Origin of the sequence: Streptomyces sp. NPDC001401 (assembly GCF_042895385.1) — a bacterium.
Classification (GTDB): Bacteria; Actinomycetota; Actinomycetes; order Streptomycetales; family Streptomycetaceae; genus Streptomyces.
In genome coordinates this window covers 17656-41915 of the sequence record NZ_JBIAWI010000003.1, presented here as the reverse complement: position 1 = coordinate 41915, position 24260 = coordinate 17656, and the positions used below count along the sequence as shown (strand labels likewise).

The following is a 24260-nucleotide window of genomic DNA, read 5'->3' as shown; positions in this document are numbered from 1 at the left end:
GTCGTGACATGAAGCCGCACGTCGCGGTGATCGGCACGGGCCGGATGGGCGCGGCCATGGTGGTACGGCTGCGCGAGGCGGGCTTCGCGGTGACGGCGTACAACCGCACGCGCACCAAGGCCGAGGCGACCGGGGCCGCCGTCGCCGCCACGCCCCGCCAGGCGGCCGCGGCGGCGGACGTCGTCCTCGTCTCCCTCGCCGACGACTCGGCCGTGCGGGAGGCGTACGGCGGGGAGGACGGCATCGCCGCCGGGCTGCGCGCCGGGACGGTGGTCGTGGAGACCAGCACCGTCGCCCCCGAGACGGTGACCGACCTGGCGCCCCTCGTCGAGAAGGCGGGCGCAGTCATGCTGGACGCCCCCGTCTCGGGCAGCGTCGTCTTCGTCGAGCAGGGCAGGCTCACGGTCATGGCGGGCGGCGACCCTTCGGCCCTGGAGCGGGCTCGCCCCGTACTGGACGTCCTGGCCGCTCATGTCGTCCACGTCGGCCCGAGCGGTACCGGCGCGGCGATGAAGCTGGCCGTCAACTCCCTTCTCCTCGGCCTCAACCAGGCCCTCTCCGAGGCGCTCGTCCTCGCCGAACGGGCGGGGGTGTCCCGGGAGTCGGCGTACGAGGTGTTCGCGGCCGGCGCCGCGGGGGCTCCGTTCGTGCAGTACAAGAAGGACGCGTATCTGCACCCGGACAGCGCCACGGTCGCCTTCACCCTAGAACTCGTCGCCAAGGACCTCGACTTGGTCCTCGCCCTCGCCGAGCGCGTGGGGGCACCCATGCAACAGGCATTCACCAACAGGCGGTTGGTGGGTGAAGCGGTGGCGCAGGGCTTGGGCCGACGGGACTTGAGTGCGCTGGCGGAATTCCTCCGCGGGGGCGTCCGCGATGGCGGGCAGCCCTGAGTCAGCCCTTGACGCCGACGCCCCCGTACAGCGACACGGGCCCCTCACCGTCCGGAGACTCGTCCACGCCGAGCTCGGGATGCCAGTCCACCACGGACACGATCCCCGGCTCGATCAGATCAAGTCCCTTGAAGAAGCCGCCCATTTCGGCGTGCGTGCGGGCCACCAGGGTCACGCCGCCTGCCGCGTAGGCCTCGATGCCCCGCCGTACGTTGTCCGGCTCGAAATCGGCCGTCATCGCGGACAGGACCAGGCAGCTGCCCGGCGCGAGGGCGTCGACGAGGGTGCCCACCAGGTCGTAGGCGCCGTCCTCGTCCGCGATGAAGTGCAGCAGCGCGATCAGGGACAGCGCGATCGGGCGGTCGAAGTCCAGGACGCGGCCCGCCTGTTCGAGGATCGCCGCGGGATCGCGCGCGTCGGCCTGCAGGTACTCGGTGACGCCCTCCGGGGTGCCGCGGAGCAGGGCGCCCGCGTGGGCGAGGACGATCGGGTCGTTGTCGACGTAGACGACGCGGGCGTCCGGTGTGACGCGCTGGGCGATCTGGTGGAGGTTGGGCTCGGTGGGGATGCCCGTGCCGATGTCGAGGAACTGGCGGATTCCCGATGCCTCGACGAGCCTGCGCGTGGCGCGCTGCATGAACCGGCGGTTGGCACGGGCGGCCCGCGGCGCGTCCCCCTGGATCGACGCGATCTGCCGGCCCAGCTGCTCGTCGACGGGGTAGTTGTCCTTGCCGCCGAGGAACCAGTCGTAGACACGGGCCGGGTGCGGCCTGGTCGTGTCGATCCGCTGTGCGGCCGGCTCGGTCCCGGTCACGTGACGCTCCTCTGCTCGACAGTCCCCGACTGTCCCGACTGCACTCACTGCACTGACAGGACGTGCGAGAAGTGTTACACGATCATGCTGCGCGGCGGAGACCGTGTTCGGCCACCTCCATGTGGAGTGCGCCCGCATCAACGCGGCGACCGGCACGGGCGGTTCGGTGTCCGGGGCGAGCCGGACCAGCACGGAGAACCCGCCTGATCGAGGACGAAGGTGTCGTCATCACCGAGGCCGGCAACCCCCCGACGTCGCGGCAGGAGCACGGCCGATGGAGACCAGCGTGGTCCCGCGCCATCTCGGGCGCCTCAGTCCAGCGACCGCCGGGGGGCGGAGCCGGGCACGCCGATCCAGTTCGTCCCGCCCAACGGCAACGGGACGAACCCCGGCTGGCTGCGCGAGGCGCCGGTCATGCCCCGGCCCCGCGTTCTGGTCACCTTGCGCGGTCGGACCTTGGCGTTGAACGGACCTCACGTCGATTCCGTGACGTCCGCTCCCGCCGGCGCGGTCGCCGGCCAGGTGCGGGGAAACGGCACGCGCAGGGATTCCGCCGCGACCGGTGTGTGCTCGGCCGTCGCGCGCAGCCGCCCTTCGCGCAGGACGATGGCGCCGCTGCGGAGCATCGTGTCGACCAGTTCGGCGGCGAGTGCCTCGGGTGTCCTGGCCAGCAGCCGGGCGGCATCGGTGAGCCAGGCGCGGGCGTGCAGGTAGGGCTCGACCTCGGCAGTGGGGATTCCGTCCCGGATCATGAGGGCGAAGGCGAAAATCCGGCGGGCGCCGTACCAGACCGCTCCGGTCGGGTCGTCGACGAGGCGCTGGGCGCGGCGCATGGCGGTGGCGAAGGCGGCACTCGGGTCGGCGGGGATCGGTCCGTGTGCGGGCAGCAGCAGGCGGGGGTGGAGGTCGGCCAGTCGGTGCAGGGAGGCGAGTGCGGTGGTGGCGGCGTCGGGTCCGTCGAGGGCGAGGTTGACCCAGCCGACGTCGTAGTCCGACAGTGCGTCGCCGACCGCCAGTAGCCGCTCCTCGGGCTGCCACAACGACAGGTGGCCAGGCGTGTGCCCAGGTGTGTGTACGACCATCCAGTCGCCGTCGCCGAGCCGGAGGACCTGCCCGTCATGGAGCGGCTCGTCGACGGTGTAGGGGCTGACCGGCTGGTCGAGGTACTCCGCCAGGCAGCAACCCGGATCCCGCCGGGCGACGGCCTGGGCGTCCGGTGTGCTTGCCGCGATGCCGGCGCCCATGGCCTGCAGTAGCGCGTTGCCCCCGACGTGGTCGGAGTGCCAGTGGGTGTTCACGACGAGCGCGACATTCGCCGCGTGCGCGCGGACCCATGCGGCCGTGTCCTGTGCGTGGCCGACGAACCCGCTGTCCACCAGGGCCGGTTGACGCCCGTGCAGCAGGATCAGATTGGCGTCGGGAAAGGGTCTGCGCTGCCAGGTCACCCAGGTCGGGAGCAGTCCGGCGCCGTCCTCCATGAACAACCTCCTCGCAAATGCGGCTAGTTGGGCGACTCACCACTCCGCGGGGCGACCCTTGAGCTGCTGCCAGTAGCGCCGATGGGCGTGCCGGGCCTGGTCACTCGTCATCCCGGCGGCAAGCTCCTTGTCGAGCGGGTCGGCGAGTTCGGCGATGTCGCGCAGGGCGGCGGCCTGACAGGCCCGCTTGGTGAACGCGTACTGCTCCACGCAGTCCTCGGGGGTCTGTTCGGCGACTGCCACGGCCCGCTCCAACAGCTCGTCGGCCGCCGCCAGTTCGTGCACCATGCCCAGTGCGAGGGCCTGACCCGCCGTGAAGATCTCCCCGAGCAGGCAGGCCCGGGAGGCGACCGGATCGCCCCAGGCATGGGCGAGCATACGGACGTACACCGCGGGCATGGGGATGCCGATCGGCACCTCGTTGAGCCCGAACCGAGCCGACTCGTCGTTGACGGCGACGCGGTGGTCGCAGACGGCGGCGGTGATCAGTCCGCCGGCGAAGGCGTGGCCGTTGACCGCGGCGACGGTCGGGCGCGGGTAGGTGAACAGCCGCATGTTCGTGGCGCGGTAGTCCTGGAACCAGGACGCGACGGCCCCCGGATCGCCCGCGAAGAGAGGGAAGTGCTCGCCGAGGTCGAGGCCGGCGGAGAAACGGGCGCCGGTGCCGGTCAGCACGACGGGGGACTCGGCGTGATCGCGTTCCAGCCGGTCGAAGGCGTCGTGCAGGTCGGCGAAGAAGGCGCGGTTCTGTGCATTGACGGGGTTGGTCGTCATGGTCACGACGGCGACGCGGCCGTGCCGTTCGATCGTCCAGCTCATGGGCGTTCCTCCGGGGTGAGGGCGGTCCGGGTCTCCAGGGCGTGCAGTACCGCCACCATGTCCTCGCCTCCGTGGCCCTGTTCGACGGTTTCGCCGTAGAGGGCGTGGCAGACGTCGAGAAGCGGGGCGGCCAGGCCGGCCTTGCGGGCGGCCTCGGCGATCAGCCGGTTGTTCTCCAGCACGTTCGTGACGGCCGCCTGTACGGCGAAGTCCCGGGCCAGCAGTTTGGGTCCCTTCACGCGGGAGACGGCGCTGGCCATGGGGCCCGCGTCCAGGATGTCCCGGAGCAGCCGTTGGTCGAGTCCATGCCGGTCGGCGAAGTGGAACGCCTCGGTCAGCCCGGTGACCATCGTGATCAGGAACAGGTTCACCGAGAACTTCATCAGCAGCGCGCCGGGCACCGGACCACAGTCGAACATCTCCTTGCAGACAGGGGTGAGCAAGGAGCGTACGGCCGCCACGGGACCGTCGTCGCCCGCCAGCATCCCCACCAGTTCGCCCTGTTCGGCCGGGACACGGGAGCCGGAGACCGGGGCCTCGACATAGCGGCCGCCCACGGCCTGGATGTCGTCCAGCAGGCCGGCCGAGTATTCGGCTGAAGTCGTGCCCATGTGGACGACCGTGTGCCCGGCGACGCGCTCGGCGAAGCCCGGGGTGCCGCGCCCCAGTACGGCGTCGATCGCAGCTTCGTCGGCCAGCATGAGGATCACGGTGTCGGCCCGGTCGAAGACCTCGGCGGGGCTCGCAGCGACCTCGGCTCCGGCGGCGCGCAGGGGGTCGCACCGGCCGGGGGTGCGGTTCCAGACGACGAGCGGCGTGCCGGCGCGGGAGAGGTTGAGGGCCATGGGCTGCCCCATGACCCCGAGGCCGACGAAACCGACGTACACGATCCACCACCACCCAGTCGACTATGACAGCGGTCATAGTAGCTGAGCTCTATGACGGCGGTCATAGGATGGGTGTCGGAGAGCTCGACGATTGGGGAGACCGAGGATGTCCGAACGAGGGCCGCGCGAGCGGATGGTCTTCAGCGCGGCCCAGCTCATCCGGCGCGACGGAGTCGCATCCACCGGCATGCGCGAGGTTGCCGCCCATGCAGGCGCGCCGCGCGGTTCGCTCCAGCACTACTTCCCCGGCGGCAAGGAGCAGCTCGTGAACGAGGCGGTGGGCTGGGCGGGGAGGTACGCGGGCAACCGGATCGACCGTTTCCTCGCCGCGCTCGCCGCACCGACGCCCAGTGGGTTGTTCGCCGAGATGGTGCGCCAGTGGACGGACGAGTACGAGGCGTCCGGATTCGCGGGTGGCTGTCCCGTGGCTGCCGCCACGGTGGACTGCGCGGAGTCCACCGTGTCCACGCGGGAGGCCGCGGCGGCCGCGTTCGCCATCTGGACTGGGCCGGTGTCCCGGGCACTGGCCGACATGGGCGTGCCCGGGGAACGGGCAGGTGGGCTCGCCACGCTCATGATCAGCGCCCTGGAGGGGGCGATCCTCATCGCCCGGGCCGAGCGGGACGTCCGTGCCCTGACGACCGTGGTCCGGGAACTCGGCCCCCTCCTCGACGCGGCCGTGAGCAAGGACGGCTGACCGCCGCCCCACCGAAGCGTGGCCACGAACTTCCCGAGCCGGGTGATCCCCTCGCGAAGCTCGTCGGCCGAAGCCGCGGAAGGACTTCGCTCAGCTCATGAGTGTGCCTGCGTAGGCGGAGCCGGCCTGCACGATGGCGAGTTCGGGATGCAGGAGGTGCAGGAGGAGACCTCCTTCGCCGCGACGAGTACCCGGGTGACCCGGGTGGCCGAGGTGAGCCGGTGCAACGCGGCACCGGGGTCGCCAGGGCGCTGTCTCAGTCCGTGAGTACGCCGTCCAGGGACCGGGTCAGATCCGCGAAGACCTCGGCCTTGTTCGTCTCGTGGAAGACCTCGTGCCGGGCGCCCGGGTAGATCCGCTCGGTGAGGTTGCCGCCGCTGAGCTGCTCGACGCCGACGCGGCTCCCGGCGAGCGGGACCAGCCGGTCGTCGTCACCGTGCAGCCACAGCAGCGGAAGCCGACCGACGTCGCCGCCCTTGGCGACGGTCTCCAGCGTCCGGGCGAACGCCTCCACGGTCGGCCGCTTCATCGGACCGTGCCAGACCAGCGGATCGGCCGCGTACGCCGCCCCGACCGCCGGGTCCCGGGACAGCGCGGCCGGACTGATGGGGGTGTCGGGGATCTCGTCGAGGGCGAGCAGTCGCCGCGGCAGTTCCCAGTCGCCGATCACCGGCCCGGACAGCACGAGCGCGGCGAGCTCGTCGCCGTAGCGCTGGGCGTAACGGGCCGAGATCAGCCCGCCCATGGAATGCCCGATCAGCGCGACAGGCGCGTCCGGATGGGCGGACCGGGCGAGATCGGCCACGGCGTGGACGTCGGTGACCACGTCCTCGAAGTCCTCGACGAGCACGCGCTCGCCCGCCGACCTGCCGTGGCCCATGTGGTCGGGCCCGAATACGGCGGCACCCTGGGCCAGGAGGACACCGGCCACCTCGTCATACCGGCCGACGTGCTCGCCGTATCCGTGCACCATCAGCGCCACGTACCGGGGCCGCTCCCGCGGCCACTCGCGTACGGCCACGGTGCCCCGGGTGCCGGTCAGGACGTGCTCGCGGGCGTCGGCCATCTCTCCTCCAGCTGCGTCGGTGAAGGTCCCCGCCGATCTTCCCAGGGAGCCGTGCAGCGGTCTATAGTCCAAAACTAGCGGTGCTAATTAAGTGGCTGCCGCCCGGGTGCAGCCGCCGTAGCTCAGGAGTCCTGTCGTGCGTCCCGTCCACTTCGCGGCCGCCCGCCGCACCCCCATCGGCAAGCTGCGCGGAGCCCTGTCCTGCGTACGCCCCGACGATCTCGCCGCGCATGTGATCCGCGCCCTCGTCGCGGAGGTCCCCGCCCTCGACCCGGCGCGCATCGACGACGTCTACTGGGGTGCCGCCAACCAGGCGGGCGAGGACAACCGCAACGTCGCCCGCATGGCCGCCCTGCTCGCAGGTCTCCCCGAATCCGTCCCCGGCGCCACGGTCAACCGCCTGTGCGCCTCGGGCCTGGAGGCGGTCACCACGGCCGCCCGCACCATCGCCGCCGGAGAGGCCGACATCGTCCTCGCGGGCGGCTCCGAGTCGATGAGCCGCGCCCCCTTCGTCCTGCCCCGCCCCGACGAGGCCCTCCCGCACCGCATCGAGACCGTCGACACCCGCCTCGGCTGGCGCCTGGTCAACCCGGCGATGAAGGACCTGCACGGCCTGCTGTCCATGGGCGAGACGGCGGAAGAGGTGGCCATTCGCTACGGCATCCCCCGCGAACGCCAGGACGAGTTCGCCCTGCGCAGCCACCAACGCGCCGCGGACGCCCGCAAGAACGGCCACTTCGACGACGAACTCCTCCCGGTCGAGCGCCCCGACGGCGTGGTCGTCGACGCCGACGAGTGCATCCGCGAGGACACGTCGTACGAGAAGCTGTCGCGCCTGAAGCCGGTGTTCCGTTCCGGCGGCACGGTGACGGCGGGCAACGCCTCGCCCATGAACGACGGTGCCGCCGGCCTCCTCCTGGTCAGCGAGGAAGCCCTCAACGACCTCGGCCTGGAATCCCTGGGCCGCTACGTCGCCGGCGCCTCGGCCGGAGTCCACCCCGACGTGATGGGCATCGGCCCGGTCCCCGCCACCCGCAAGGCCCTCGCCCGCGCCGACTGGACCATCGACGACATCCAGGAAGCCGAATTCAACGAGGCGTTCGCGGCCCAGGCCCTGGCCTGCGTGGACCAACTCGGCATCGACCCCGACCTGGTCAACCCGAGCGGCGGCGCGATCGCCCTGGGACACCCGCTGGGCTGCTCGGGTGCGCGAATCCTCACGACGCTGCTGCACCGGATGCGGCGGACGGGGGCGGAGCGGGGGCTGGCGACGATGTGCGTGGGGGTGGGGCAGGGGAGCGCGGTGCTGGTGGACCGGCACTAGTAGGACTCCGTTAGGTCTATCCGTCGGGCCTGTTCCGGAGCATGTTGGATGTGTGGACGCACATGAAGTGAACCGTGTTCGGGCGGAGTTGGCGTTCTTCGTGGCAGATGTGTTTGCGTCGGTGCCGCGGAAGGACCAGCGGGCCAAGGGTGACTGCTATCTGCGCGGACTGATGCTGGACGGCCGCCGCAGAGTCAACGTCCTGTGGGCCCTGATCCGCGACCGGCGCCTCTACGAGGTCGCCCCACCACAGCTCGCCGGTTAGGTTCTGCATCGGAAAACGAGGCGACGAGCCTTGCCCGTGCTCGGCAGACTGCGGGCATGTCCACCGATGTCAGCGGAATGATCGAGTGCAGGCCCTTGGCCCGGAACTTCGGGGAGGACGACGAGGACGCGGTATGGCATGCCGCCCTTGACCTGTTCCTCCTCAACACCGGCAACGCCTATGACGCCTTTGCCTGCCTCTTCGGCGTCCGCAACTCCTTCGGGTTCCGACCGCTGTCCGAGGACCGCGGCCTGCCGGAGGACGCTTCCGAGGGACTGCGAGAGACCTTCAGCGCCTGGGGTGGGCCACAGGACGCGCACGGAACAACGTGGATCAGCTGGGCCGAGTTGGCAGCCGCCGACTGGGACGAGACCGATCGGTCCGGCACGCTCAGCCGAAGCGCCGTTGCCGGGACGGGGACCCACTGGGCGCCGGTCTGGGACGTGATGAGGACGCTGGCCGAGCTGCATGGCCCGGAGCACGTCCGCCTCGTGGTCTGGTTCGACTGAGCACGGAACTGGGTTCTGCCCAATGCGCACGGACTGAGCTTGACTTCTCCATTGGGAAGCCACTGCGGCGCTCAGTTTGCCGCTTCATCTTCGGGCCGGGGAATCGCGGTGTTCCCCAAGCCGGTGAAGCCGTGTCTCCGGTCATCCACGCGGGGCGGGCCAGGAGTTGAGGGGCAGCGGGCCGCGGTCGATGACGGTGCGGATGCAGAAGGTGCTGCGGGCGTCGCGAACGGGACCGATGGCCAGGATCTGGTCGGTGAGCACCTTTTCGAAGGTGCGAAGGTCCGGCACGGCTAGCTCGACGAGGAAGTCGGCGTCGCCGGAGACCACATGGCAGGCGACCACGTGGTCGATCGCCTTCAGCGCCTCTTCGACCACCTGGGAGGTGGTGCGGGAGTGCTCGACCTTGAGGGAGAGGAACACCGTCAGCCCGAGGCCGAGGCGCTCGCGGTCCAGATCGGCCCGGTAGCCGGCCAGGACCCCGTCCTCCTCCAGCGCCTTGGTGCGGCGCAGGCAGGACGAGGGTGACAGGCGTACGGCCTCGGCGAGGTCGACGTTGGGGGTGCGTCCGTGGCGCTGGAGGTGGTCCAGGATCGCCCGGTCGATGCGGTCGTACAGGGGGCGTGGCATGAAATGCAGCGTATCGGCTGTATCGGCGAACAATCGTGCGCTGTGGCGCCGTGCAGGCACTTACTACGCCATCGTGTGCCGGGCTCGGCGGCGCATTCTGGTCACGCGCTGCGGCCGCGAAGCCGGTCCCGCTGCCGCCTCCGTACTCCCTCTCACTGCCATCGGACTGCCACATGCACACCTTCCCCCTGGAACCCGACCGCGCCACGATGACCGAGATGGGCCGTCTCGTCCTGGACCGTGTCGTCGACCGCACCGACAAGCTCGCGGCCCGCCCCGCGACCAGCCCCCTGTCCCCGCAGGCCGAGACCGACCTGGTGGAGTCGTTCCTGGCGCCGCCGCCCGCCCGGGGCGGCGACCTGAAGGCTCTGCTCGCACGTCTGGACGAGGCCGCTGACTGCGCTCTGGAGACGGCCGGGCCCGGCCACCTGGCGTACATCCCGGGCAGCGGTCTGTACTCGGCCGCGCTCGCCGAGTTCTACAACCGTGCCGTCAACCGCTACGGCGGCCTGGCCTCGGTCGCCCCGGCCCTCGCCGCGCTGGAGGAGAGCGTGATCCGCTGGATGGCCCGCGAGGTGTGCGGCCTCCCGGAGGGCAGCGGCGGCCTGTTGACCAGCGGTGGCTCGATGGCGACGTTCTCCGCGACGGTCGCCGCCCGCCACCACAGGCTCGGTGAGGATCTCGCCGGGGGCACCGTCTACACCACCGCCTCCGCCCACCACTCCGTCGCCAAGGCCGCCCGCCTCGCCGGCATCCCCGCCGCCCACATACGGACCGTGCCGCACACCCCGGACCTGCGGATGGACCCGGAGGCCGCCGCTGCGATGATCCGCGCCGACCGCGACGCCGGGCTACGGCCGTTCCTGCTGGTGGCCACCGCCGGCACCACCGACACCGGCACCGTCGACCCACTGCCTCAGCTGGCCGACCTGGCCCGCCGGGAGGACGTGTGGTTCCACATCGACGCGGCCTACGGAGGCTTCTTCCGGCTCACCGCACGCGGCGCAGAACGCCTCACCGGTTTCGAGGAGGCCGACTCGATCACCCTGGACCCGCACAAGACCCTTTTCATGCCGTTCGGCACCGGCGCCCTGGTCGTCCGCGACCTCGCCGCCCTGCACGCCGCGCACAACGGCACCGGCAGCTACCTCCAGGACATGGGGGCGGCGGGGAGCGTCCCGGACTCCGGCCGGCTCGGGCCCGAGCTGACCCACGAGATCCGCGGTCTGCGGGCCTGGCTCCCCCTGCACCTGCACGGAGTGGACGCCTTCCGCGAGGCTCTGGACGAGAAGCTCGACCTGGCCGAACACGTCCACGACACGCTGTCCGGCGTCGCGGAGCTGGAGGTCCCGCAGCGCCCGGACCTGTCCACCGTGATCTTCCGCGTCCGCCCCGCCGACGGCAGCCGGGCCGCCGCTGAGCGGGCCGATGAGGCGAGTCGCCGGCTGCTGGAGCGGATCAACGGCCACCGGCGCATCGTGCTCTCCAGCACGGTCGTCGACAGCCGCTACACCCTGCGCGTCTGCGTGGTCTCCCACCGCACCCACCACGACCGCATCACCGAGGCACTGAAGATCATCACCGCCGAGGCCAAGCGCCACACCACCGCGTAGCGATCTCCGGCCACCTGCGATGCTCAGAGAAGCCAACTGAAGTGCTCAGTCCCACTCGGGAACTTTGAGCGCGTCGGCGACCTTCCGGGCCATCGCGGCCGGCTCCGGCGGGAAGCGGTCCGGCGAGCTGAGGTCGTCGCAGAGCCTGGCCCGCAGCCCGTGCAGGCACCCAGCCGTGAACAGCGCCTGTGGGGCGTCCTCGGGCCGCTGCGCCTGCTCTGCCTGAGTGGGGCGCGGGGTGCCTGCGGTGAGCGCCATGTGGTGAACCGGCGCAGGACGGGCCAGGTCGGGCCCCTCGAACGGGCGCCAAGTAATAACCCACGTCGGTGTGAGGCACTCGTTGGCCGGGCCTGGTGGTTCGTTTCGCCACGGCAGGCTGTCCTTGAGGGCCGATCGGGTCGTATGAAAGCCAGGTTCTTGCATGGGTATCGCGTGAGTTGCCCCGCCGTCGCTTGGTTGCCGGTCGACTTCTCCTTGCTGATCGGGCAGATCGAGGCTGTTCTGGCCGAGTTCGTGGACGTCAAGGCCAACAGCGCCGCCACGCACGGATTCCCGGCCGAGATCACCGAGACACTCCGCGGGTTCCTGTCGGCCGGGGGGAAACGGCTCCGGCCCCAGCTGTGTGTCCTTGGCTGGCATGCCGCGGGCGGGACCTGGCCCGCTCCCCCCACGGTCGTTGCGGCAGCGGCTTCCTTGGAGATGTTTCATGCCTTCGCCCTCATCCACGACGACGTCATGGACGACTCCGACAGCCGCCGCGGCCAACCCACAGCCCACAGGGCCTTCGCCGCGCACCAGGCCGGCCGGACGGATGCGGCCCGGCTCGGCGTCAACGCCGCGATCCTGCTGGGAAATCTCGCACACGCCTGGTCCGACGAGCTCCTCCACACCGCGGGCCTGACCCCCGCCCAGCTCACCGCCGCGCATGAGGTCGTGGGCGTGATGCGCACCGAGCGGCGAATAGTCCGCAGCAACCGTCGGCCCTCATCGTCATGGATCTCACGGATGCGTACTCGTTGCTCGGGTTAGTTCGGCGTCATACTGATCGGCGTCAAAATGAAACGCGGGGGGCCGCACCTTGTCCATGGGCGCCCGCCAGTCGGACCACTCCACAATCCCGCCGTGCCGCTGCACGAACACGGACAGGTAGCCACAGCATCCGCCCGTGCACTCGGGCTCGCCCAGCACTACACGTTGCCCCTCGCCGGTCGCCCAGAGGGCACCGTGACCGTCGGCGGGCAGCGCCTCCTCCGCAAACGGGCCGCGGCCTCCCTCTCCAACCGCCTCTGCCACCACTTCCTCACCGTCGATCAGGAACTGCAACTGGGCAGCCCAACGGGGGCCCGGTGGCAACGCACTGACCTCAAGCCGATTGCACACCCGAGCACCCTACGTGGGACCTCGCCGCACAGGTTCTTCTCTACGACCGGGTGTGTGCATCCGGCCAGCCACCAGTCGACGCCCCAAGAGGCGAACGTTGGCTGATGCGGCACTAGATATCCCTTTGTCCGGGAGGCGCTTCAGGACGGCACTTCTCGACGCCGGTCCGGGCAATTCAGCCCGTCCGGCGTTTGAGGACGAGGCCGTTCAGGCCGAAGCGGGGGCCCGGGGGCGGCAGCCCCCAGCACACCACCGCCGGGTGCCAACCAGCGAGACGGTACTTACACGCCCCGTTGGCTGCACATAGCATCGGTCCCCGCATGAACACGATGACGCTCTGGCACATATCCGGCTGGGAGTTCGCCGCCCTCGCCTTCGCCGCCCTCCTCGTCGGCTTCTCCAAAACAGCCGTGAGCGGGGCGAACACAGTGAGCCTCGCCATCTTCGCGGCGGTCCTGCCCGCCCGCGCCTCCACCGGCGTACTCCTGCCCATTCTGATCGTGGGCGACGTTCTCGCCGTCCTCACCTATCGGCGGCACGCCCACTGGCCCACGCTGTGGCGGCTGTTCCCGGCGGTCGCGGCGGGCGTCGTGGTCGGCACCGTGTTCCTGGTGTGGGCCGACGACGGGATCGTACGGACGTCGATCGGCGCGATCCTGCTGCTGATGGCGGGCGTGACGGTGTGGCGGCGGCGCACGGCGGAGGCCGACGAGGAGCCGGACTCGGTGGCCACGAGGTCCGGCCGGGTCAAGGCCCGCTCGTACGGCGTCCTCGGCGGCTTCACCACGATGGTCGCCAACGCGGGCGGCCCGGTGATGTCGATGTACCTGCTGTCGGCGGGCTTCCGGAAGCTCGGTTTCCTGGGGACGTCGGCGTTCTTCTTCCTGATCGTGAACGTGTCGAAGGTGCCCTTCAGTGCCGGCCTCGGCCTGATCGACGGACGCTCACTGCTCCTTGACGCCGCACTCGCGGTGTTCGTCGTGCCCGGTGCGTTGTTCGGCAAATGGGCTGTGAACCGAATCAACCAGCGACTCTTCGAACAACTCGTGATCGCCGCGACGATCGTGGGCGGCCTGCAGCTGCTGCTGCGTTAGCCGGGCTACTGCTCCGCCGAGCCGCGCAGCAGCCCGGGCAGATCCGCGAAGGACTCGATGACGTGATCGGGCGTACCGCTCGCGTCCCGATGCGTCTCGGGCAGGTACTTCCCGGTCTTGACCAGCACCCCGGTGATGCCGACGTGCTGCGCGGCCAGCACGTCCGACTCGATGTCGTCCCCGACCATCACCGCCTCGCCCGCATCGACCCCCAGCCGGGCCAGCGCCGCCTCGAAGAACGCGGCCGACGGCTTCCCCGTCACCTCGGCCTCGGTGCGGGCGGCCTGCTCCAGCCCGGCGAGGAACGCACCGGAGTCCAGCTGCAGCCCGGCGTCGGTACGCCAGTACAGATTCCGGTGTACGGCCACCAGCCGCGCCCCGCGCTGGAGATACCCGAAGGCCCGGTTGAGCGCCGCGTAGCCGAACTCGGGACCGGCGCCCCCGACGATGACGACGTCCGGCACGGAGTCGCCTGGCACGGAGTCACTGTCCACGTCGGCCGGATCGACCAGCTCGACGCCCTCCAGGTCCTCCCCGATGTCGCCGCTGTTCAGCAGCGCGCACCGCGCCCCGGGGTGGTGCTCGGCGAGATACGCGGCCGTGGCGACGGGTGCGGTCAGGATGTCCTCCGCGGCCACCTCGAACCCCGCCTCACGCAGCGTTCCGGCGATGGACGCCCGCGTCCGTGACGTCGTGTTGGTCACCAGCGCGACGCCGAGCCCGGCGCCCCGGAGCTCCCGCAACGCCTCCACGGCCCCCGGCAGCGGCTCCCAGGAGACGGTCAGGACCCCGTCGATGTCGATCAGGACGGCACGTACAGACTCCATGGCTGGACGATAGCGGCGGACGAGTCGGCGGGCCGGGAATGCAACGGGGGGAGACGGCGTTACAAGAACTGAGATTGACATGCCCGGATCAAATACCAGGGGTCCGTGGCGTGGGCGAAGGGAGAACCTCATGGCACGCAGCACCGCGCGCCCCGTCGTCAGGCTGAAGTCGACGGCCGGAACCGGCGTCACTTACGTGACCCGCAAGAACCGGCTCAGCGACCCCGACCGGCTCGTCCTGCGCAAGTACGACCCGGTGGCCGGCGAGCACGTCCTGTTCCGCGAGGAGCGCTGAACCAGCCACAACCGCCAGACCGAGGCCCTCGCGACCTGAACCGTCAGGCCGAGGCCCTCAGGAGGAGAACCCCATGAAGCCCCGCATCCATCCCGACTCCCGCCCCGTGGTCTTCCGCGACCGCGCCGCGGACGTAGCGTTCCTGACCCGTTCCACCGCCGACTCGTCCCGGACGATCGAGTGGGAGGACGGCAACACCTACCCGCTCATCGACGTCGAGATCTCATCGGCGAGCCACCCCTTCTACACCGGCAAGTCGCGGGTCCTGGACACCGCCGGCCGAGTGGAGCGCTTCGAGCGCCGCTACGGCCGGACGGCCACGGCCGGGCACTGACCGCGCCCCGGCGCGTGCGAGACGAGGAGAGCAGAACCATGAAGGTGCGCAAATCCCTGCGCTCACTGAAGTCCAGGCCCGGGGCCCAGGTGGTCCGCCGACGCGGCGTGGTCTTCGTCATCAACAAGAAGGACCCGCGCTTCAAGGCCCGCCAGGGCTGACGGAGTTCGGCATCGGACGGCCGCCTGGTACCCCACCGGGCGGCCGTCCCATGCTGTGGACGGATGCACCCCTGCGACAGCCACCCCGCCCCCCACCTCGTACGCTCCCCCCATGTCCCCCCACGTCCTGATCCTCGGCGGCACCACCGAGGCCCGCGAACTGGCCGCCGCCCTCACGGCACGCCCCGGCGTGCGCGTCACCACCTCCCTCGCGGGGCGCGTGACCCGGCCGGGCGCGCTGGCAGGGGACGTACGCGTCGGAGGCTTCGGCGGGGCGCAGGGTCTGGCCGACTGGCTGCGCGAGCAGCACGTGGACGCCCTCGTCGATGCCACCCACCCCTTCGCCGAGGGCATCACGGCGAACGCGGCGCGGGCCGCGGCGGCGAGCGGAGTGCCCGCGGTCGTGCTGCGCCGCCCGGGCTGGCGGCCGGGCCCCGAGGACCGCTGGCACATGGCCACCTCCCTGACCGCGGCCGCGGACCTGCTGCCGCGGTTCGGTCCGCGGGTGTTCCTCACCACCGGCCGCCTGGGTCTGTCGGCCTTCGCGCACCTGACGGACCGGCACTTCGTCGTACGGTCGGTGGAGCCCCCCGAGCCGCCGATGCCGCCGCACACGGAAGTACTGCTCGCGCGCGGCCCGTTCACGGTGGCCGACGAAACGGCGCTCCTGCGCGAGTGCCTGGTCGACGTCCTCGTGACGAAGGACAGCGGGGGAGAGGCCACGGCCGCCAAACTCACGGCCGCCCGCCAGCTCGGGCTGCCTGTCGTGGTCGTACGCCGGCCGCCCTTGCCTGAGGGCGTCAGAGTGGTGCCCGACGTGGCCGGGGCACTGCAGCGGCTGGGGCTCAACTCGCCCTGAAGCAGCCGCAGATGGGGCCGACGGGGAGCGCGGCGGCTTCTCGTCCCGTTCGCCGGTCCAGGTCTCTCAGTGCGCTCCGACCGGCTCCGGCTGCGCCGGCTGTTGTGGCACACCGGTGGTCAGGTCCTCGACCAGCAGTCGCTTCGCGATCGTGTCCACGGCGGCGCGCAGGTCGGTGCCCGAGGGGCGGCCGATGTCCTGCTGGACCCGTTCCTCGAGCCAGTTGCCCCAGGCCTTGCCGATGACCGCCGCCTCGCGTGCGCCGGCCTCGGTGTGGGAGACGAGGTAGCCGTCGCGGGTCAGAAGGCCCTCCTCGACCATGCGGTCGAAGACCGGCAGCAGCACCTCGGGCGGCATGTGGCGACGAGCGGCGATGATGCTCAGGCTGGCGTGGCCCACGATCCGGGTCATCAGCTCGACCTGCATCACGGCCCAGGCACCGGCGATGTCGAGCCGGGTGTCGGACCCGGCCATGATCCCCCGTACGGTCTCCAGATCCGTACTGCCGATGATCTTGCCCACGGCCGCCTCGAGCAGCCGCTGCGAGTCCGCGCCGTGCGGTGACGCGAAGCCCTCGCCCATGTCGGTGGAGCCCTTGCGGGCACTGTCGCGCAGTTCGACCTGCTTGAGGAAGAGAGAGATCACGAAGCCGATGGCGGCGACCGGCACGGTCCACAGGAAGACGGTCTGGATGGTGTCGGCGTAAGCGTCGATGATCGGTGCGGCGGTGGCCGGCGGCAGCTTGTGCACACCCTCGGGGCTGGTCGCCGCCTTCGCGATGACCGCCGGGGGGACGGTGCCGGTCCTCGCGGCGGCCACGATCCCGTCCGTGAGGTTGGGCTTGAGCGCGTTGGTATAGATCGTGCCGAACACCGCGGTGCCGAACGAACTGCCCAGCGTACGGAAGAAGGTGACGCCGGAGGTGGCGGTGCCGAGGTCGGCGTAGTCGACGGTGTTCTGCACGGCGATCGTCAGGACCTGCATGCACAGTCCGATGCCGGTGCCGAGCACGAACATGTACAGCGACTCCAGCCAGGCACCGGTCCCCGGCCCCATGAGCGACATCAGATACAGGCCGAGGCCCATCACCAGCGAGCCGACGATGGGGAAGAACCGGTACTGGCCGGTCTTGCTGACCACATTGCCGCTGAACACCGACGCGATCAGCAGCCCGATCACCATCGGCAGCGTCCGTACGCCGGAGATGGTGGCGGAGTCGCCGTCGACGTACTGCAGATAGCTCGGCAGGTAGGTCATCGCGCCGAGCATCGCGAAGCCGACGATGAAGCTGAGGATCGAGCAGACCGTGAACACCGGGTTGGCGAACAGCCGCATGGGCAGCATCGGTTCGCGCGCCCGGGTCTCCGCCCAGCAGAACAGCCCGAGTGCGATCGCACCCCCGACGAACAGGCCGATGATGACGCCCGAACCCCACGCGTACTCGTTGCCGCCCCAACTGGTCGCCAGGATCAGGGCACTTGCCCCGACGGCGACGAGCGCGATGCCGAGGTAGTCGATGACGGGCCGGGACGCCGACTTCACCACCGGGATGGTGCGGGCGGCCGCGGCGACCACGACGATCGCGATCGGCACGTTGACGTAGAACGCCCAGCGCCAGGTCAGATGGTCGGTGAACAGCCCGCCCAGCAGCGGCCCGATGACGGTGGCCACCCCGAACACGGCTCCGATCGCGCCCTGGTACTTGCCCCGCTCCCGCAGCGGAATCACATCGGCGATCAGCGCCATCGCGGTGACCATGAGCCCGCCGGCGCCGATCCCCTGCATCGCCCGCCAGGTGATCAGCAGCGACATGTTCGTGGCCAGACCGCACAGGAACGAGCCCGTGATGAACACGATCGCCGACACCTGGAAGACCACCTTGCGGCCGAACAGGTCGCCGAACTTGCCGACCAGCACGGTCGAAACGGTCTCCGCGAGCAGATACGAGGTCACCACCCACGACATGTGCGCGGCACCGCCGAGATCCGACACGATCGTCGGCAGGGCCGTGCCCACGATCGTCTGGTCGAGGGCGGCGAGCAGCATCCCGAGCATGATCGTCACGAAGACGACGTTGCGGCGGCGCGGATCCAGCACGGGCGGCTGCGGGGCGGCGGCAGGCGGGGCGGCATCCTCGGTCACTGTCACGAGGTCACGATCACACCGGTGGACTACCGGCGCATGCGGGACCGGTCCGCTCGGGTGGCACGGGCGCCACCGCTTCCGCGGGCTACTCCTTGGGGTTGCGGCGCAGCAGATACGTGTCCATGATCCACCCCTTGCGCTCCCGGGCCTCGGCCCGCAGCCGCTCGATCCGCGGCGCGGCCTCACCGAGCGGCCCGGAGACCAGAATCTCGTCCGGCGTACCGATGTACGCGCCCCAGTAGATGTCGATGTCCTCGTCGGCGTACTGCCGGAAGGTCTGGTGGGCGTCAAGCATCACCACCACGTCGTCCACCCCCTCCGGGAAGCCCTCGGCGAGCCGCCGCCCGGTGGTGATCTGGACCGGCCGGGCCACCCGATTCAGCCCCGTACGATGCCGGGCGACGAGCGCGGAGACACTGCTGATGCCGGGCACGACGTCGTACTCAAAACCGACGACCCCCCGCTCCCGCACCTCCTCCAGAATCCCGATCGTGCTGTCGTACAACGCCGGATCCCCCCACACCAGGAACGCGCCGCTCTCGTCCTCGCCCAGTTCCTCGGCGATCAGCCGCTCGTAGATGTCGGCACGGGCACTGCGCCAGTCCCCGACGGCGGGGGAGTAGGCCGCACCGCCGGCCTTCCGGTCCCGCTCCGGATCCCGCGCCTCGACCACCCGGTACGACGCCCCCTGCGGTATGTGCGCGTCGAGCATGTCCCGGCGGAGCCGAGTGAGGTCGTCCTTCACCTCACCCTTCTCGAGAATGAAGAACACGTCCGTGCTCCGCAGCGCCCTGACCGCCTGCAGGGTGAGCTGGTCGGGGTCGCCCGCGCCGATACCGATGACATGAATCTTTCGCACACCCCGAGTCTGCCGCACACCACTGACAGTCCGTACACCGCGTCCCTACCGAGCGGGTACGGACGGCCGCAGGCCCTACGGGGTCCGCCCGCGCAGCCGCGGCGCCCGCGCCCCGGCATCGACGGCCCCGCCACCACCCTCGACGTCGTCCGCCAGCTCACGCCCCCAGCCGACCAGCCCCACCAGATCCATCCCGTACGGCCGCTGCCGCCCCGATTCCGCCGTCCACTGCTCCACGGCCCCCGCACCCCGCCGCAGCAGCCGGGCGCCGCCCGTGACATTCCCGCGGGCCGCATGTGTGAGCCCCACGGCAACCTGCGCCAGGCCCCGCCACAGCTCCCGCTCCGCCTCCGGCCCCGACTTCCAGGCATCCTCGAACACCTCGTGCGCATGGAAGGGCCTACCGGCATCCAGCAGCTCCTGCGCCTCGGCGACGGTCTGCTCCGGAGCGCGTACGACGCCCTCGGGCTGCCGGTCCACCCCGTCCGCGCCGTACGGCAGCGGCCGCCCGAGCCCGTCCCGCGGCCGGGCATTGCGCGCCCGCCCCTCACCGTCCCGGTCCCGCGCCCCGGCCACCCGGCCCGACGACGCGCCGCTCCTGCGTCCCGTACTGCCCATACACCCGATTGTCCCGCGCCCCCGGCCCGCTTCGGCACCACCGTGCACGTGGGGTAAAGTGCTGTCCGCGCGATCACGCGGTTCACCGCGGGAAGCGCACCGGGACGTGGCGCAGCTTGGTAGCGCACTTGACTGGGGGTCAAGGGGTCGCAGGTTCAAATCCTGTCGTCCCGACAACTATAGGGAATCGTTGTCGCAGGTCAGGGCCTTGGATCACATCATGTGAGACGAGGCCCTTGATCGTTTCCAGGCTCTCGTCTCACAATTTCTCGCGGTTGGAAACGGTCACAGGCGGACGACGACGAGGGCGATGTCGTCCTGGCTGCCGCCCGTGACGCCCAGATGGGCCAGCAGTCCGTCGGCGAGTTCTTCCACCGGGAGGGTGCTGTACTGGGCGAGTGCGTCGGTCAGCCGGGCCAGGCCCGTATCGATGTCTTCGCCACGGCGTTCGATGAGGCCGTCGGTGTAGAGCACGAGGGTGTCCCCGCGTGTGTAGGACAGTCCAGCCTGGGGGCGGGGGACATGATCCGGACGGGCGCCCAGAGGCGGGTCGGTCGCCTGGTCCAGCATCTGCCAACTGCCGTCTGGATGGAGCAGTACCGGCGGTGGGTGGCCGGCGTTGTTGTAGATGATCAGTCGGCTGCGCGGGTCGATGAGCACCTTGACGACGGTGGTGGCCAACGCGCCGTCGACCGCCCGGGCGTACAGACCCAGTACCTCAAGGGCCTGTGCGGGACTGGGAACGGCACGAATGGCTGCGCTCAGAGCACTACGCAGCATGCCCATGACGGCAGCGGCCTCAAGGCCGTGGCCGACGACGTCCCCGACGGCGACGGAGTAGCGGTCAGGTGGCAGATCGACCACGTCGTACCAGTCGCCGCACACGTTGAGCGATCCAAGAGCCGGCAGGTAGCGCACGGCGATGTCTCGGTCGTGCCGGGCCAGGTCGGGCGAGCGGAGCATGACCTCCTGCAAGGTGACGGCGATTTCGCGTTCGCGTGCATGCGCCTGGCGCAGCTGCTCGTTCAGCTGTTCCAGGTCACGCGACCGGGCATACACCTGGGCCGCGATCCCTGTTGCGTGCTTGCTCAGCGGCTGGGTGAGCTCGTGGATGACGGGGGAACGCATGAACTCGGTGACGTCGTCGGCCCGCGCGATGATCCATTTCACCGTCCCGTCCGGCCCCAGGACGGGGCTGGACATCCCGCACCACCATCGCTCCTCGAGCTCGCCGGGCCGTCTGCCAACGGGGATGTCGAATCGCTTCGGTGCCACCACATCGGGCTCGCGGGAGTCCAGCACGCGTCTGAGTGAGGCGCCGAAGTCACGCGCCGCGGCCGGAGCGGCAGGAGTGTCCGGGAACGCCTCCAGGATGGACCGTCCGACCAGCTCCTCGCGGGTCCTGCCGGTGACCTGGAGGTAGGCCCGGTTGGCGTAGCGGACCACCAAGTCGGCGTCCAGCACCAGGTACGAGTTCGGCGCGGCGTCGAACAGCTCCGCGAAATCGATCTCCGCTGTCGTCACGCGCGTGACCTGCCGATCTTTACGAGCGCGACCGTTTCATCTCCAACCTACGAGGTGTCCGCCAGGTACGCCTGCCGGACGACTGCCGGTCCGACAAAACACCGGACCAGACGGAAGCGTGCCCTTTGATCTTTTTTGGAGACCTGTTGGCGCCGGCCTTGCGGCGGGCGCCATGTGGCCAGGAGCCGCAGCAGACCCGGCATCCGCGGGGACGTGGAGCCCACCGGGCAGGAGACCATCCCGCGCCGGTGGCACTCTCACATTGCAGTGGTTACCGGGCTGCTCGTGGCATCCGGGCGCGGCTACTGTCGGCTCCGGAGTGTGACTGCAGGGTGCCGCCGATGGCGAGGGGGCCGGCCGTGAACAGTGCCTCATTGAAGGCTTGCCCGGTGGGCGCCGCGCCGATCGGGAAGGCGGAGACGGCTCGACCGCCGACGATCGAGGTGGAGATGTAGTCGCCGACCATGCGCCCCTGGTTGGTGCTCGCGATCTGCGAGAGCGGGAACTGCCCGCTCAGCGTGGTCGCGGTGCTCCAGGACGAGCCGCCATTGCCGGAGGAGATGTAGCCGACCTGGAGGCGGCACGTGGTCGACGAGCAGGCGGCGACCGGGTAGCGGTAGTAGTACAGGCCGAGTCGGGTGGTGGCCCCGGAGGTGGTGCGGTCGACGCCGAGGCCGGGGAGGAAGTGGTCGACGCCGCTGGCCGTGGAGTCGATGGGGATCCGGGTCACGGCAGTCCAGGTGGTGCCGTTGGCCGAGGTGGAGTAGACGATGTCGTTGGCCGAGCAGTTGACGCGGAAGCGGCAGTCGTGCCAGGCGACGAAGATCCGTCCGCTGCCGTCGACCTCGGCCGAGGAGATTCCGCCAGGGGCCCGCAGACCGCCCGCGACCGTGTGGGCGGTGACGGAGGCGACGGGTGAGGTGCCGCTCCAGGACACGCCGCCGTTGGTGGAGTTGAACGCACGGATGGCGCTTCCGTTGGCGGAGTACGGGACGACGACGGTGCCGTTGGGCTGGACGAGCGGCTGCCCCGCGAGCCCGCTCGGCGTGCCGAGCGGCGAGAGGGGGCTCTGCCAGGTGAGACCGCCGTCGGTGGAGGTGCTCATCACGATCCGGTTGCCGGACGAGGCGATGTCGGCCTCGATGTAGCAGCGACCGTAGAACGGGCTGGTGGCGGTGTTGTCGCAGACGATCCACGACTTGTCGTAGTTCTGGCCGTCGAAGCCCATTGCCCTGATGGGGTTCTGCCAGCTCAGGCCGTTCGCGGACCGGCTGACGGTGACGCCGGCACCGATGACCCCGCTCGAGGTGGAGTTGATTGCGAGCCCGGCGACCACCCAGGTGCCGTGCCGGGCGTCGTAGGCGACAGAGGGGTCGGAGACGCGGGAGAAGGCGCCGCCCTGGTAGACGGTGATGCCCGGAATGGTCCCGTGCTGCCAGCTCACCCCTCCGTCAGTGGAGGTGGCCCATCCGAGCCCGGACGCCCCGCCGCCGAAAAAGCGGCCGTTCTGCGCGGCGGAGACGACGGTGTTGCCGAAGGTGAACGTGTCCGGCTCCACCACGGTGGCGTGCTGGCTGGCGGTGTTGGTGAACGGGTCGGTGTCGATCTGCGTCAGCCCGGGCGGCGGCGGTGGCGGGGGCGGTGTGCCGCCGAGCTGGACATCGTCGTACAGGGTGAACGTCGGATCGCCCGGGTAGTTGTCGTCGTGGCTGATCAGCCGGAGCGTGTAACTGTGCCCCGGTGTGACCGCGGTCGTCGTCTGCCGCCAGCCCTGTCCGGTGGTGCAGGTCCTCGGCAGTGCGGTCGCGGTGGTGCCGGTGGTGTTGTCCGTCAGCGTCGCCGTCGCCCAGTCGTACGTCAGGGTGTCAGGGCAGCTGACGTTGTACCAGAAGGAGAGCTGGCTCTCGCCGGTGGCCGCGTTGAAGGTCTGGGCGATCGAGGAGTCGCCGCTGGTGGGGCTGGTTCCGCCGACCCGGGCGGCGTACGTCCCGCTGTGCGCCCCTGTGGAGACTACGGCGGTCGTGCCGGTGGGCGTCCAGCCGGCCAAGGTCCCGGTCTCGAAGCCACCGTTGGACACGGCCGCCGCGGCCGGCGGGGCGAGAAGAAGGGACGCGAAGCTCATGGCGGCGGTCGTGACGAGAGCAGCGAAGCCGCGTGTGCGCAGGTCAGGTAGCAAGTACACGACGGGATACTGTGCGGATGCCGCAAGGGACGGGGCACGACACGGGTGAGTCCACCCCATACGAGGGGGCTCACTTCGGCCGCCCAGCCCAACCGGTCGCCGTGTTGTCCCGGTCAGCGGGCGTCGGCCCGGCGTGGGCGGATCACCTACAAGGGGACCGGCAGCAACCAAAGGCGATGACGAGTCCGATCGCCGGGAGAAACACGTGTCGCACCGACGGCTCGCTCGTGCAACTCGACCTGCTTACGCCGATGCTCCTCCCGATCTGCAAGAAGCGAGACTGAGTGGTGCTGGCCCCCAACTCCCCGGCCGGGGCCACTCGCCGACGCAGCCTCAGCGCTGCGAACGTACCTACGTCCTGACGTCTGGTCGCTGTGCCGGATCACGGCCCAGCACGGTGGTGGGCTGAACTTGCCCGAAGGCTTCAAGGGCCTTGCACATGCGGTGACTCGCTGGCTCTCGGTCGAAGCGCGACGACTCGGCTGAGTACGCTGGACACTGACGGCTCTTCACAGATGAGAGTGTGGTCCTCGCCGCTGGGACCGGCGCGTCGGTGACGGGATAGGCGTCGATGTCTCCCGAGGATGGACGTTCTCACACTGCCCATCTGGATGCTCTCGACATGCCCGACGCTACCGTCGCGGCGCGCCCCGATCATGGGTTCACGCGCGCTGATCTGACCACGTTCTGCCGTCTCGATGAGCTCGGACTCGAGGTGACCGTCCAGCGTCTCGCACCCGACCGGGCCGTGCTCGCCTGTCGGGTCCTCGAACCCGACCAGTGGTGCCGCCGCTGCGGTGGCGAGGGGACCGTGCGTGACACGGTGACCAGGCGGCTCGCACACGAGCCGCTCGGCTGGCGGCCCACAACGTTGGCGGTCACGATCCGCCGCTGCATCGCGCGGTCCCTGTCGCTCGAAGTCCCGACAGCGGACGACAGTCGCTGACCGGTCTCGTGTCGCCGGACGAGGATAGCGATCACAGCGAT

25 protein-coding genes, 1 tRNA gene and 2 pseudogenes are annotated in these 24260 nt (G+C 70.4%); 14 read left to right on the top strand and 14 right to left on the bottom strand.

Translation table 11 applies throughout. From position 1 onward, the window contains the following. Positions 1-8: 8 nt before the first annotated feature. Complete coding sequence (locus tag ACFY10_RS12145; RefSeq protein ID WP_390664985.1) at positions 9-893, top strand: NAD(P)-dependent oxidoreductase; 885 nt, start codon at positions 9-11, stop codon at positions 891-893. A 1-nt stretch (position 894) separates the two neighbouring features. Here the strand turns inward: ACFY10_RS12145 and ACFY10_RS12140 are convergent, their stop codons facing one another. The 4 genes from ACFY10_RS12140 to ACFY10_RS12125 form a co-directional block, all read right to left on the bottom strand. Continuing rightward, the gene (locus tag ACFY10_RS12140) at positions 895-1707 is read right to left on the bottom strand and encodes an SAM-dependent methyltransferase (protein ID WP_390664984.1); all 813 of its coding nucleotides are present in this window, start codon (positions 1705-1707) and stop codon (positions 895-897) included. A gap of 473 nt (positions 1708-2180) precedes the next feature. Then, positions 2181-3185 (bottom strand): MBL fold metallo-hydrolase, encoded by a 1005-nt coding sequence (locus tag ACFY10_RS12135; protein WP_390664983.1) that lies wholly within the window; start codon positions 3183-3185, stop codon positions 2181-2183. Between the two features lie 36 nt (positions 3186-3221). After that, on the bottom strand, positions 3222-4004 hold the full coding sequence (locus tag ACFY10_RS12130; protein WP_390664982.1) for an enoyl-CoA hydratase/isomerase family protein: 783 nt from the start codon (positions 4002-4004) through the stop codon (positions 3222-3224). Continuing rightward, positions 4001-4891 carry an NAD(P)-dependent oxidoreductase gene (locus ACFY10_RS12125; RefSeq protein WP_390664981.1) on the bottom strand — a complete coding sequence of 297 codons (891 nt, stop codon included), beginning with the start codon at positions 4889-4891 and terminating at the stop codon, positions 4001-4003. The genes ACFY10_RS12130 and ACFY10_RS12125 overlap by 4 nt, the downstream gene beginning before the upstream one ends. Before the next feature lie 106 nt (positions 4892-4997). On the opposite strand from ACFY10_RS12125, the gene ACFY10_RS12120 reads away from it, so the two are divergent. Then, positions 4998-5588 carry a TetR/AcrR family transcriptional regulator gene (locus tag ACFY10_RS12120; RefSeq protein ID WP_390664980.1) on the top strand — a complete coding sequence of 197 codons (591 nt, stop codon included), beginning with the start codon at positions 4998-5000 and terminating at the stop codon, positions 5586-5588. A 256-nt stretch (positions 5589-5844) separates the two neighbouring features. Here ACFY10_RS12120 and ACFY10_RS12115 read toward each other — a convergent pair whose 3' ends face one another. Further along, on the bottom strand, positions 5845-6654 hold the full coding sequence (locus tag ACFY10_RS12115; RefSeq protein WP_390664979.1) for an alpha/beta hydrolase: 810 nt from the start codon (positions 6652-6654) through the stop codon (positions 5845-5847). 136 nt (positions 6655-6790) lie between these two features. On the opposite strand from ACFY10_RS12115, the gene ACFY10_RS12110 reads away from it, so the two are divergent. From ACFY10_RS12110 to ACFY10_RS12100, 3 genes and pseudogenes are all read left to right on the top strand, one after another. Beyond that, positions 6791-7978, top strand: a complete 1188-nt coding sequence (locus ACFY10_RS12110) for a thiolase family protein (protein ID WP_390664978.1) — start codon at positions 6791-6793, stop codon at positions 7976-7978. Between the two features lie 52 nt (positions 7979-8030). Beyond that, positions 8031-8171, top strand: a pseudogene (locus ACFY10_RS12105) (IS701 family transposase); the annotation flags it as partial. 128 nt (positions 8172-8299) lie between these two features. Then, positions 8300-8752, top strand: coding sequence for a hypothetical protein (locus tag ACFY10_RS12100; protein WP_390664977.1), 453 nt, complete (start codon positions 8300-8302; stop codon positions 8750-8752). A gap of 141 nt (positions 8753-8893) precedes the next feature. On the opposite strand, the gene ACFY10_RS12095 is transcribed toward ACFY10_RS12100, so the two are convergent. After that, positions 8894-9382: an Lrp/AsnC family transcriptional regulator gene (locus tag ACFY10_RS12095; RefSeq protein WP_390664976.1), complete on the bottom strand. Its 489-nt coding sequence runs from the start codon at positions 9380-9382 to the stop codon at positions 8894-8896. Positions 9383-9555: 173 nt separating this feature from the next. Here ACFY10_RS12095 and ACFY10_RS12090 point away from each other — a divergent pair, with 173 nt between their 5' ends. Beyond that, complete coding sequence (locus tag ACFY10_RS12090; protein WP_390664975.1) at positions 9556-10995, top strand: pyridoxal phosphate-dependent decarboxylase family protein; 1440 nt, start codon at positions 9556-9558, stop codon at positions 10993-10995. Positions 10996-11040: 45 nt separating this feature from the next. On the opposite strand, the gene ACFY10_RS12085 is transcribed toward ACFY10_RS12090, so the two are convergent. Continuing rightward, positions 11041-11253 (bottom strand): hypothetical protein, encoded by a 213-nt coding sequence (locus ACFY10_RS12085; protein WP_390664974.1) that lies wholly within the window; start codon positions 11251-11253, stop codon positions 11041-11043. Between the two features lie 198 nt (positions 11254-11451). Here ACFY10_RS12085 and ACFY10_RS12080 point away from each other — a divergent pair, with 198 nt between their 5' ends. Then, positions 11452-12024 (top strand): polyprenyl synthetase family protein, encoded by a 573-nt coding sequence (locus ACFY10_RS12080; protein ID WP_390664973.1) that lies wholly within the window; start codon positions 11452-11454, stop codon positions 12022-12024. Here the strand turns inward: ACFY10_RS12080 and ACFY10_RS12075 are convergent. Then, the gene (locus tag ACFY10_RS12075) at positions 11995-12318 is read right to left on the bottom strand and encodes a hypothetical protein (RefSeq protein ID WP_390664972.1); all 324 of its coding nucleotides are present in this window, start codon (positions 12316-12318) and stop codon (positions 11995-11997) included. The genes ACFY10_RS12080 and ACFY10_RS12075 overlap by 30 nt on opposite strands. A 377-nt stretch (positions 12319-12695) precedes the next feature. Here ACFY10_RS12075 and ACFY10_RS12070 point away from each other — a divergent pair, with 377 nt between their 5' ends. Further along, positions 12696-13469, top strand: a complete 774-nt coding sequence (locus ACFY10_RS12070) for a sulfite exporter TauE/SafE family protein (RefSeq protein WP_390664971.1) — start codon at positions 12696-12698, stop codon at positions 13467-13469. Between the two features lie 5 nt (positions 13470-13474). On the opposite strand, the gene ACFY10_RS12065 is transcribed toward ACFY10_RS12070, so the two are convergent. Then, the gene (locus ACFY10_RS12065; RefSeq protein ID WP_390664970.1) at positions 13475-14296 is read right to left on the bottom strand and encodes an HAD-IIA family hydrolase; all 822 of its coding nucleotides are present in this window, start codon (positions 14294-14296) and stop codon (positions 13475-13477) included. A 130-nt stretch (positions 14297-14426) separates the two neighbouring features. Between ACFY10_RS12065 and rpmG the strand changes: the two genes are divergently transcribed. From rpmG to ACFY10_RS12045, 4 genes are all read left to right on the top strand, one after another. Then, complete coding sequence (gene rpmG, locus ACFY10_RS12060) at positions 14427-14591, top strand: 50S ribosomal protein L33 (RefSeq protein ID WP_390664969.1); 165 nt, start codon at positions 14427-14429, stop codon at positions 14589-14591. Between the two features lie 73 nt (positions 14592-14664). Beyond that, on the top strand, positions 14665-14925 hold the full coding sequence (locus ACFY10_RS12055; RefSeq protein WP_390664968.1) for a type B 50S ribosomal protein L31: 261 nt from the start codon (positions 14665-14667) through the stop codon (positions 14923-14925). A 38-nt stretch (positions 14926-14963) separates the two neighbouring features. After that, positions 14964-15086 (top strand): type B 50S ribosomal protein L36, encoded by a 123-nt coding sequence (ykgO, locus tag ACFY10_RS12050; RefSeq protein WP_266801006.1) that lies wholly within the window; start codon positions 14964-14966, stop codon positions 15084-15086. Positions 15087-15198: 112 nt separating this feature from the next. Beyond that, positions 15199-15945, top strand: a complete 747-nt coding sequence (locus ACFY10_RS12045) for a cobalt-precorrin-6A reductase (RefSeq protein WP_390664967.1) — start codon at positions 15199-15201, stop codon at positions 15943-15945. 66 nt (positions 15946-16011) lie between these two features. Here ACFY10_RS12045 and ACFY10_RS12040 read toward each other — a convergent pair whose 3' ends face one another. The 3 genes from ACFY10_RS12040 to ACFY10_RS12030 form a co-directional block, all read right to left on the bottom strand. Beyond that, entirely contained in the window at positions 16012-18093 is a 2082-nt protein-coding gene (locus ACFY10_RS12040; protein WP_390664966.1) for an MDR family MFS transporter, read from the bottom strand. Positions 18094-18175: 82 nt separating this feature from the next. Beyond that, a complete protein-coding gene (gene cobF, locus ACFY10_RS12035) occupies positions 18176-18949 on the bottom strand; it encodes a precorrin-6A synthase (deacetylating) (protein ID WP_390664965.1) in 774 nt (257 codons plus the stop codon). A 75-nt stretch (positions 18950-19024) separates the two neighbouring features. Beyond that, positions 19025-19567: a DUF309 domain-containing protein gene (locus ACFY10_RS12030; RefSeq protein ID WP_390664964.1), complete on the bottom strand. Its 543-nt coding sequence runs from the start codon at positions 19565-19567 to the stop codon at positions 19025-19027. A 100-nt stretch (positions 19568-19667) separates the two neighbouring features. On the opposite strand from ACFY10_RS12030, the gene ACFY10_RS12025 reads away from it, so the two are divergent. Continuing rightward, positions 19668-19741, top strand: a tRNA-Pro gene (locus ACFY10_RS12025). 111 nt (positions 19742-19852) lie between these two features. On the opposite strand, the gene ACFY10_RS12020 is transcribed toward ACFY10_RS12025, so the two are convergent. Next, positions 19853-21091: a PP2C family protein-serine/threonine phosphatase gene (locus tag ACFY10_RS12020; protein ID WP_390664963.1), complete on the bottom strand. Its 1239-nt coding sequence runs from the start codon at positions 21089-21091 to the stop codon at positions 19853-19855. Positions 21092-21362: 271 nt separating this feature from the next. Then, a complete protein-coding gene (locus ACFY10_RS12015) occupies positions 21363-23273 on the bottom strand; it encodes a hypothetical protein (RefSeq protein ID WP_390664962.1) in 1911 nt (636 codons plus the stop codon). Positions 23274-23895: 622 nt separating this feature from the next. Between ACFY10_RS12015 and ACFY10_RS12010 the strand changes: the two are divergent. Next, a pseudogene (locus tag ACFY10_RS12010) lies at positions 23896-24165 on the top strand (ISL3 family transposase); the annotation flags it as partial. Positions 24166-24260: the final 95 nt, after the last annotated feature.

What these genes read in the sequence shown, in the direction of transcription:
- ACFY10_RS12145 (WP_390664985.1), top strand. Translation starts at nt 9, where the DNA reads ATGAAGCCGCACGTCGCGGTGATCGGCACGGGCCGGATGGGCGCGGCC.
- ACFY10_RS12135 (WP_390664983.1), bottom strand. Translation starts at nt 3,185, where the DNA reads ATGGAGGACGGCGCCGGACTGCTCCCGACCTGGGTGACCTGGCAGCGC.
- ACFY10_RS12130 (WP_390664982.1), bottom strand. Translation starts at nt 4,004, where the DNA reads ATGAGCTGGACGATCGAACGGCACGGCCGCGTCGCCGTCGTGACCATG.
- ACFY10_RS12120 (WP_390664980.1), top strand. Translation starts at nt 4,998, where the DNA reads ATGTCCGAACGAGGGCCGCGCGAGCGGATGGTCTTCAGCGCGGCCCAG.
- ACFY10_RS12115 (WP_390664979.1), bottom strand. Translation starts at nt 6,654, where the DNA reads ATGGCCGACGCCCGCGAGCACGTCCTGACCGGCACCCGGGGCACCGTG.
- ACFY10_RS12100 (WP_390664977.1), top strand. Translation starts at nt 8,300, where the DNA reads ATGTCCACCGATGTCAGCGGAATGATCGAGTGCAGGCCCTTGGCCCGG.
- ACFY10_RS12095 (WP_390664976.1), bottom strand. Translation starts at nt 9,382, where the DNA reads ATGCCACGCCCCCTGTACGACCGCATCGACCGGGCGATCCTGGACCAC.
- ACFY10_RS12090 (WP_390664975.1), top strand. Translation starts at nt 9,556, where the DNA reads ATGCACACCTTCCCCCTGGAACCCGACCGCGCCACGATGACCGAGATG.
- ACFY10_RS12085 (WP_390664974.1), bottom strand. Translation starts at nt 11,253, where the DNA reads ATGGCGCTCACCGCAGGCACCCCGCGCCCCACTCAGGCAGAGCAGGCG.
- ACFY10_RS12070 (WP_390664971.1), top strand. Translation starts at nt 12,696, where the DNA reads ATGAACACGATGACGCTCTGGCACATATCCGGCTGGGAGTTCGCCGCC.
- ACFY10_RS12065 (WP_390664970.1), bottom strand. Translation starts at nt 14,296, where the DNA reads ATGGAGTCTGTACGTGCCGTCCTGATCGACATCGACGGGGTCCTGACC.
- rpmG (WP_390664969.1), top strand. Translation starts at nt 14,427, where the DNA reads ATGGCACGCAGCACCGCGCGCCCCGTCGTCAGGCTGAAGTCGACGGCC.
- ACFY10_RS12055 (WP_390664968.1), top strand. Translation starts at nt 14,665, where the DNA reads ATGAAGCCCCGCATCCATCCCGACTCCCGCCCCGTGGTCTTCCGCGAC.
- ykgO (WP_266801006.1), top strand. Translation starts at nt 14,964, where the DNA reads ATGAAGGTGCGCAAATCCCTGCGCTCACTGAAGTCCAGGCCCGGGGCC.
- ACFY10_RS12045 (WP_390664967.1), top strand. Translation starts at nt 15,199, where the DNA reads ATGTCCCCCCACGTCCTGATCCTCGGCGGCACCACCGAGGCCCGCGAA.
- ACFY10_RS12030 (WP_390664964.1), bottom strand. Translation starts at nt 19,567, where the DNA reads ATGGGCAGTACGGGACGCAGGAGCGGCGCGTCGTCGGGCCGGGTGGCC.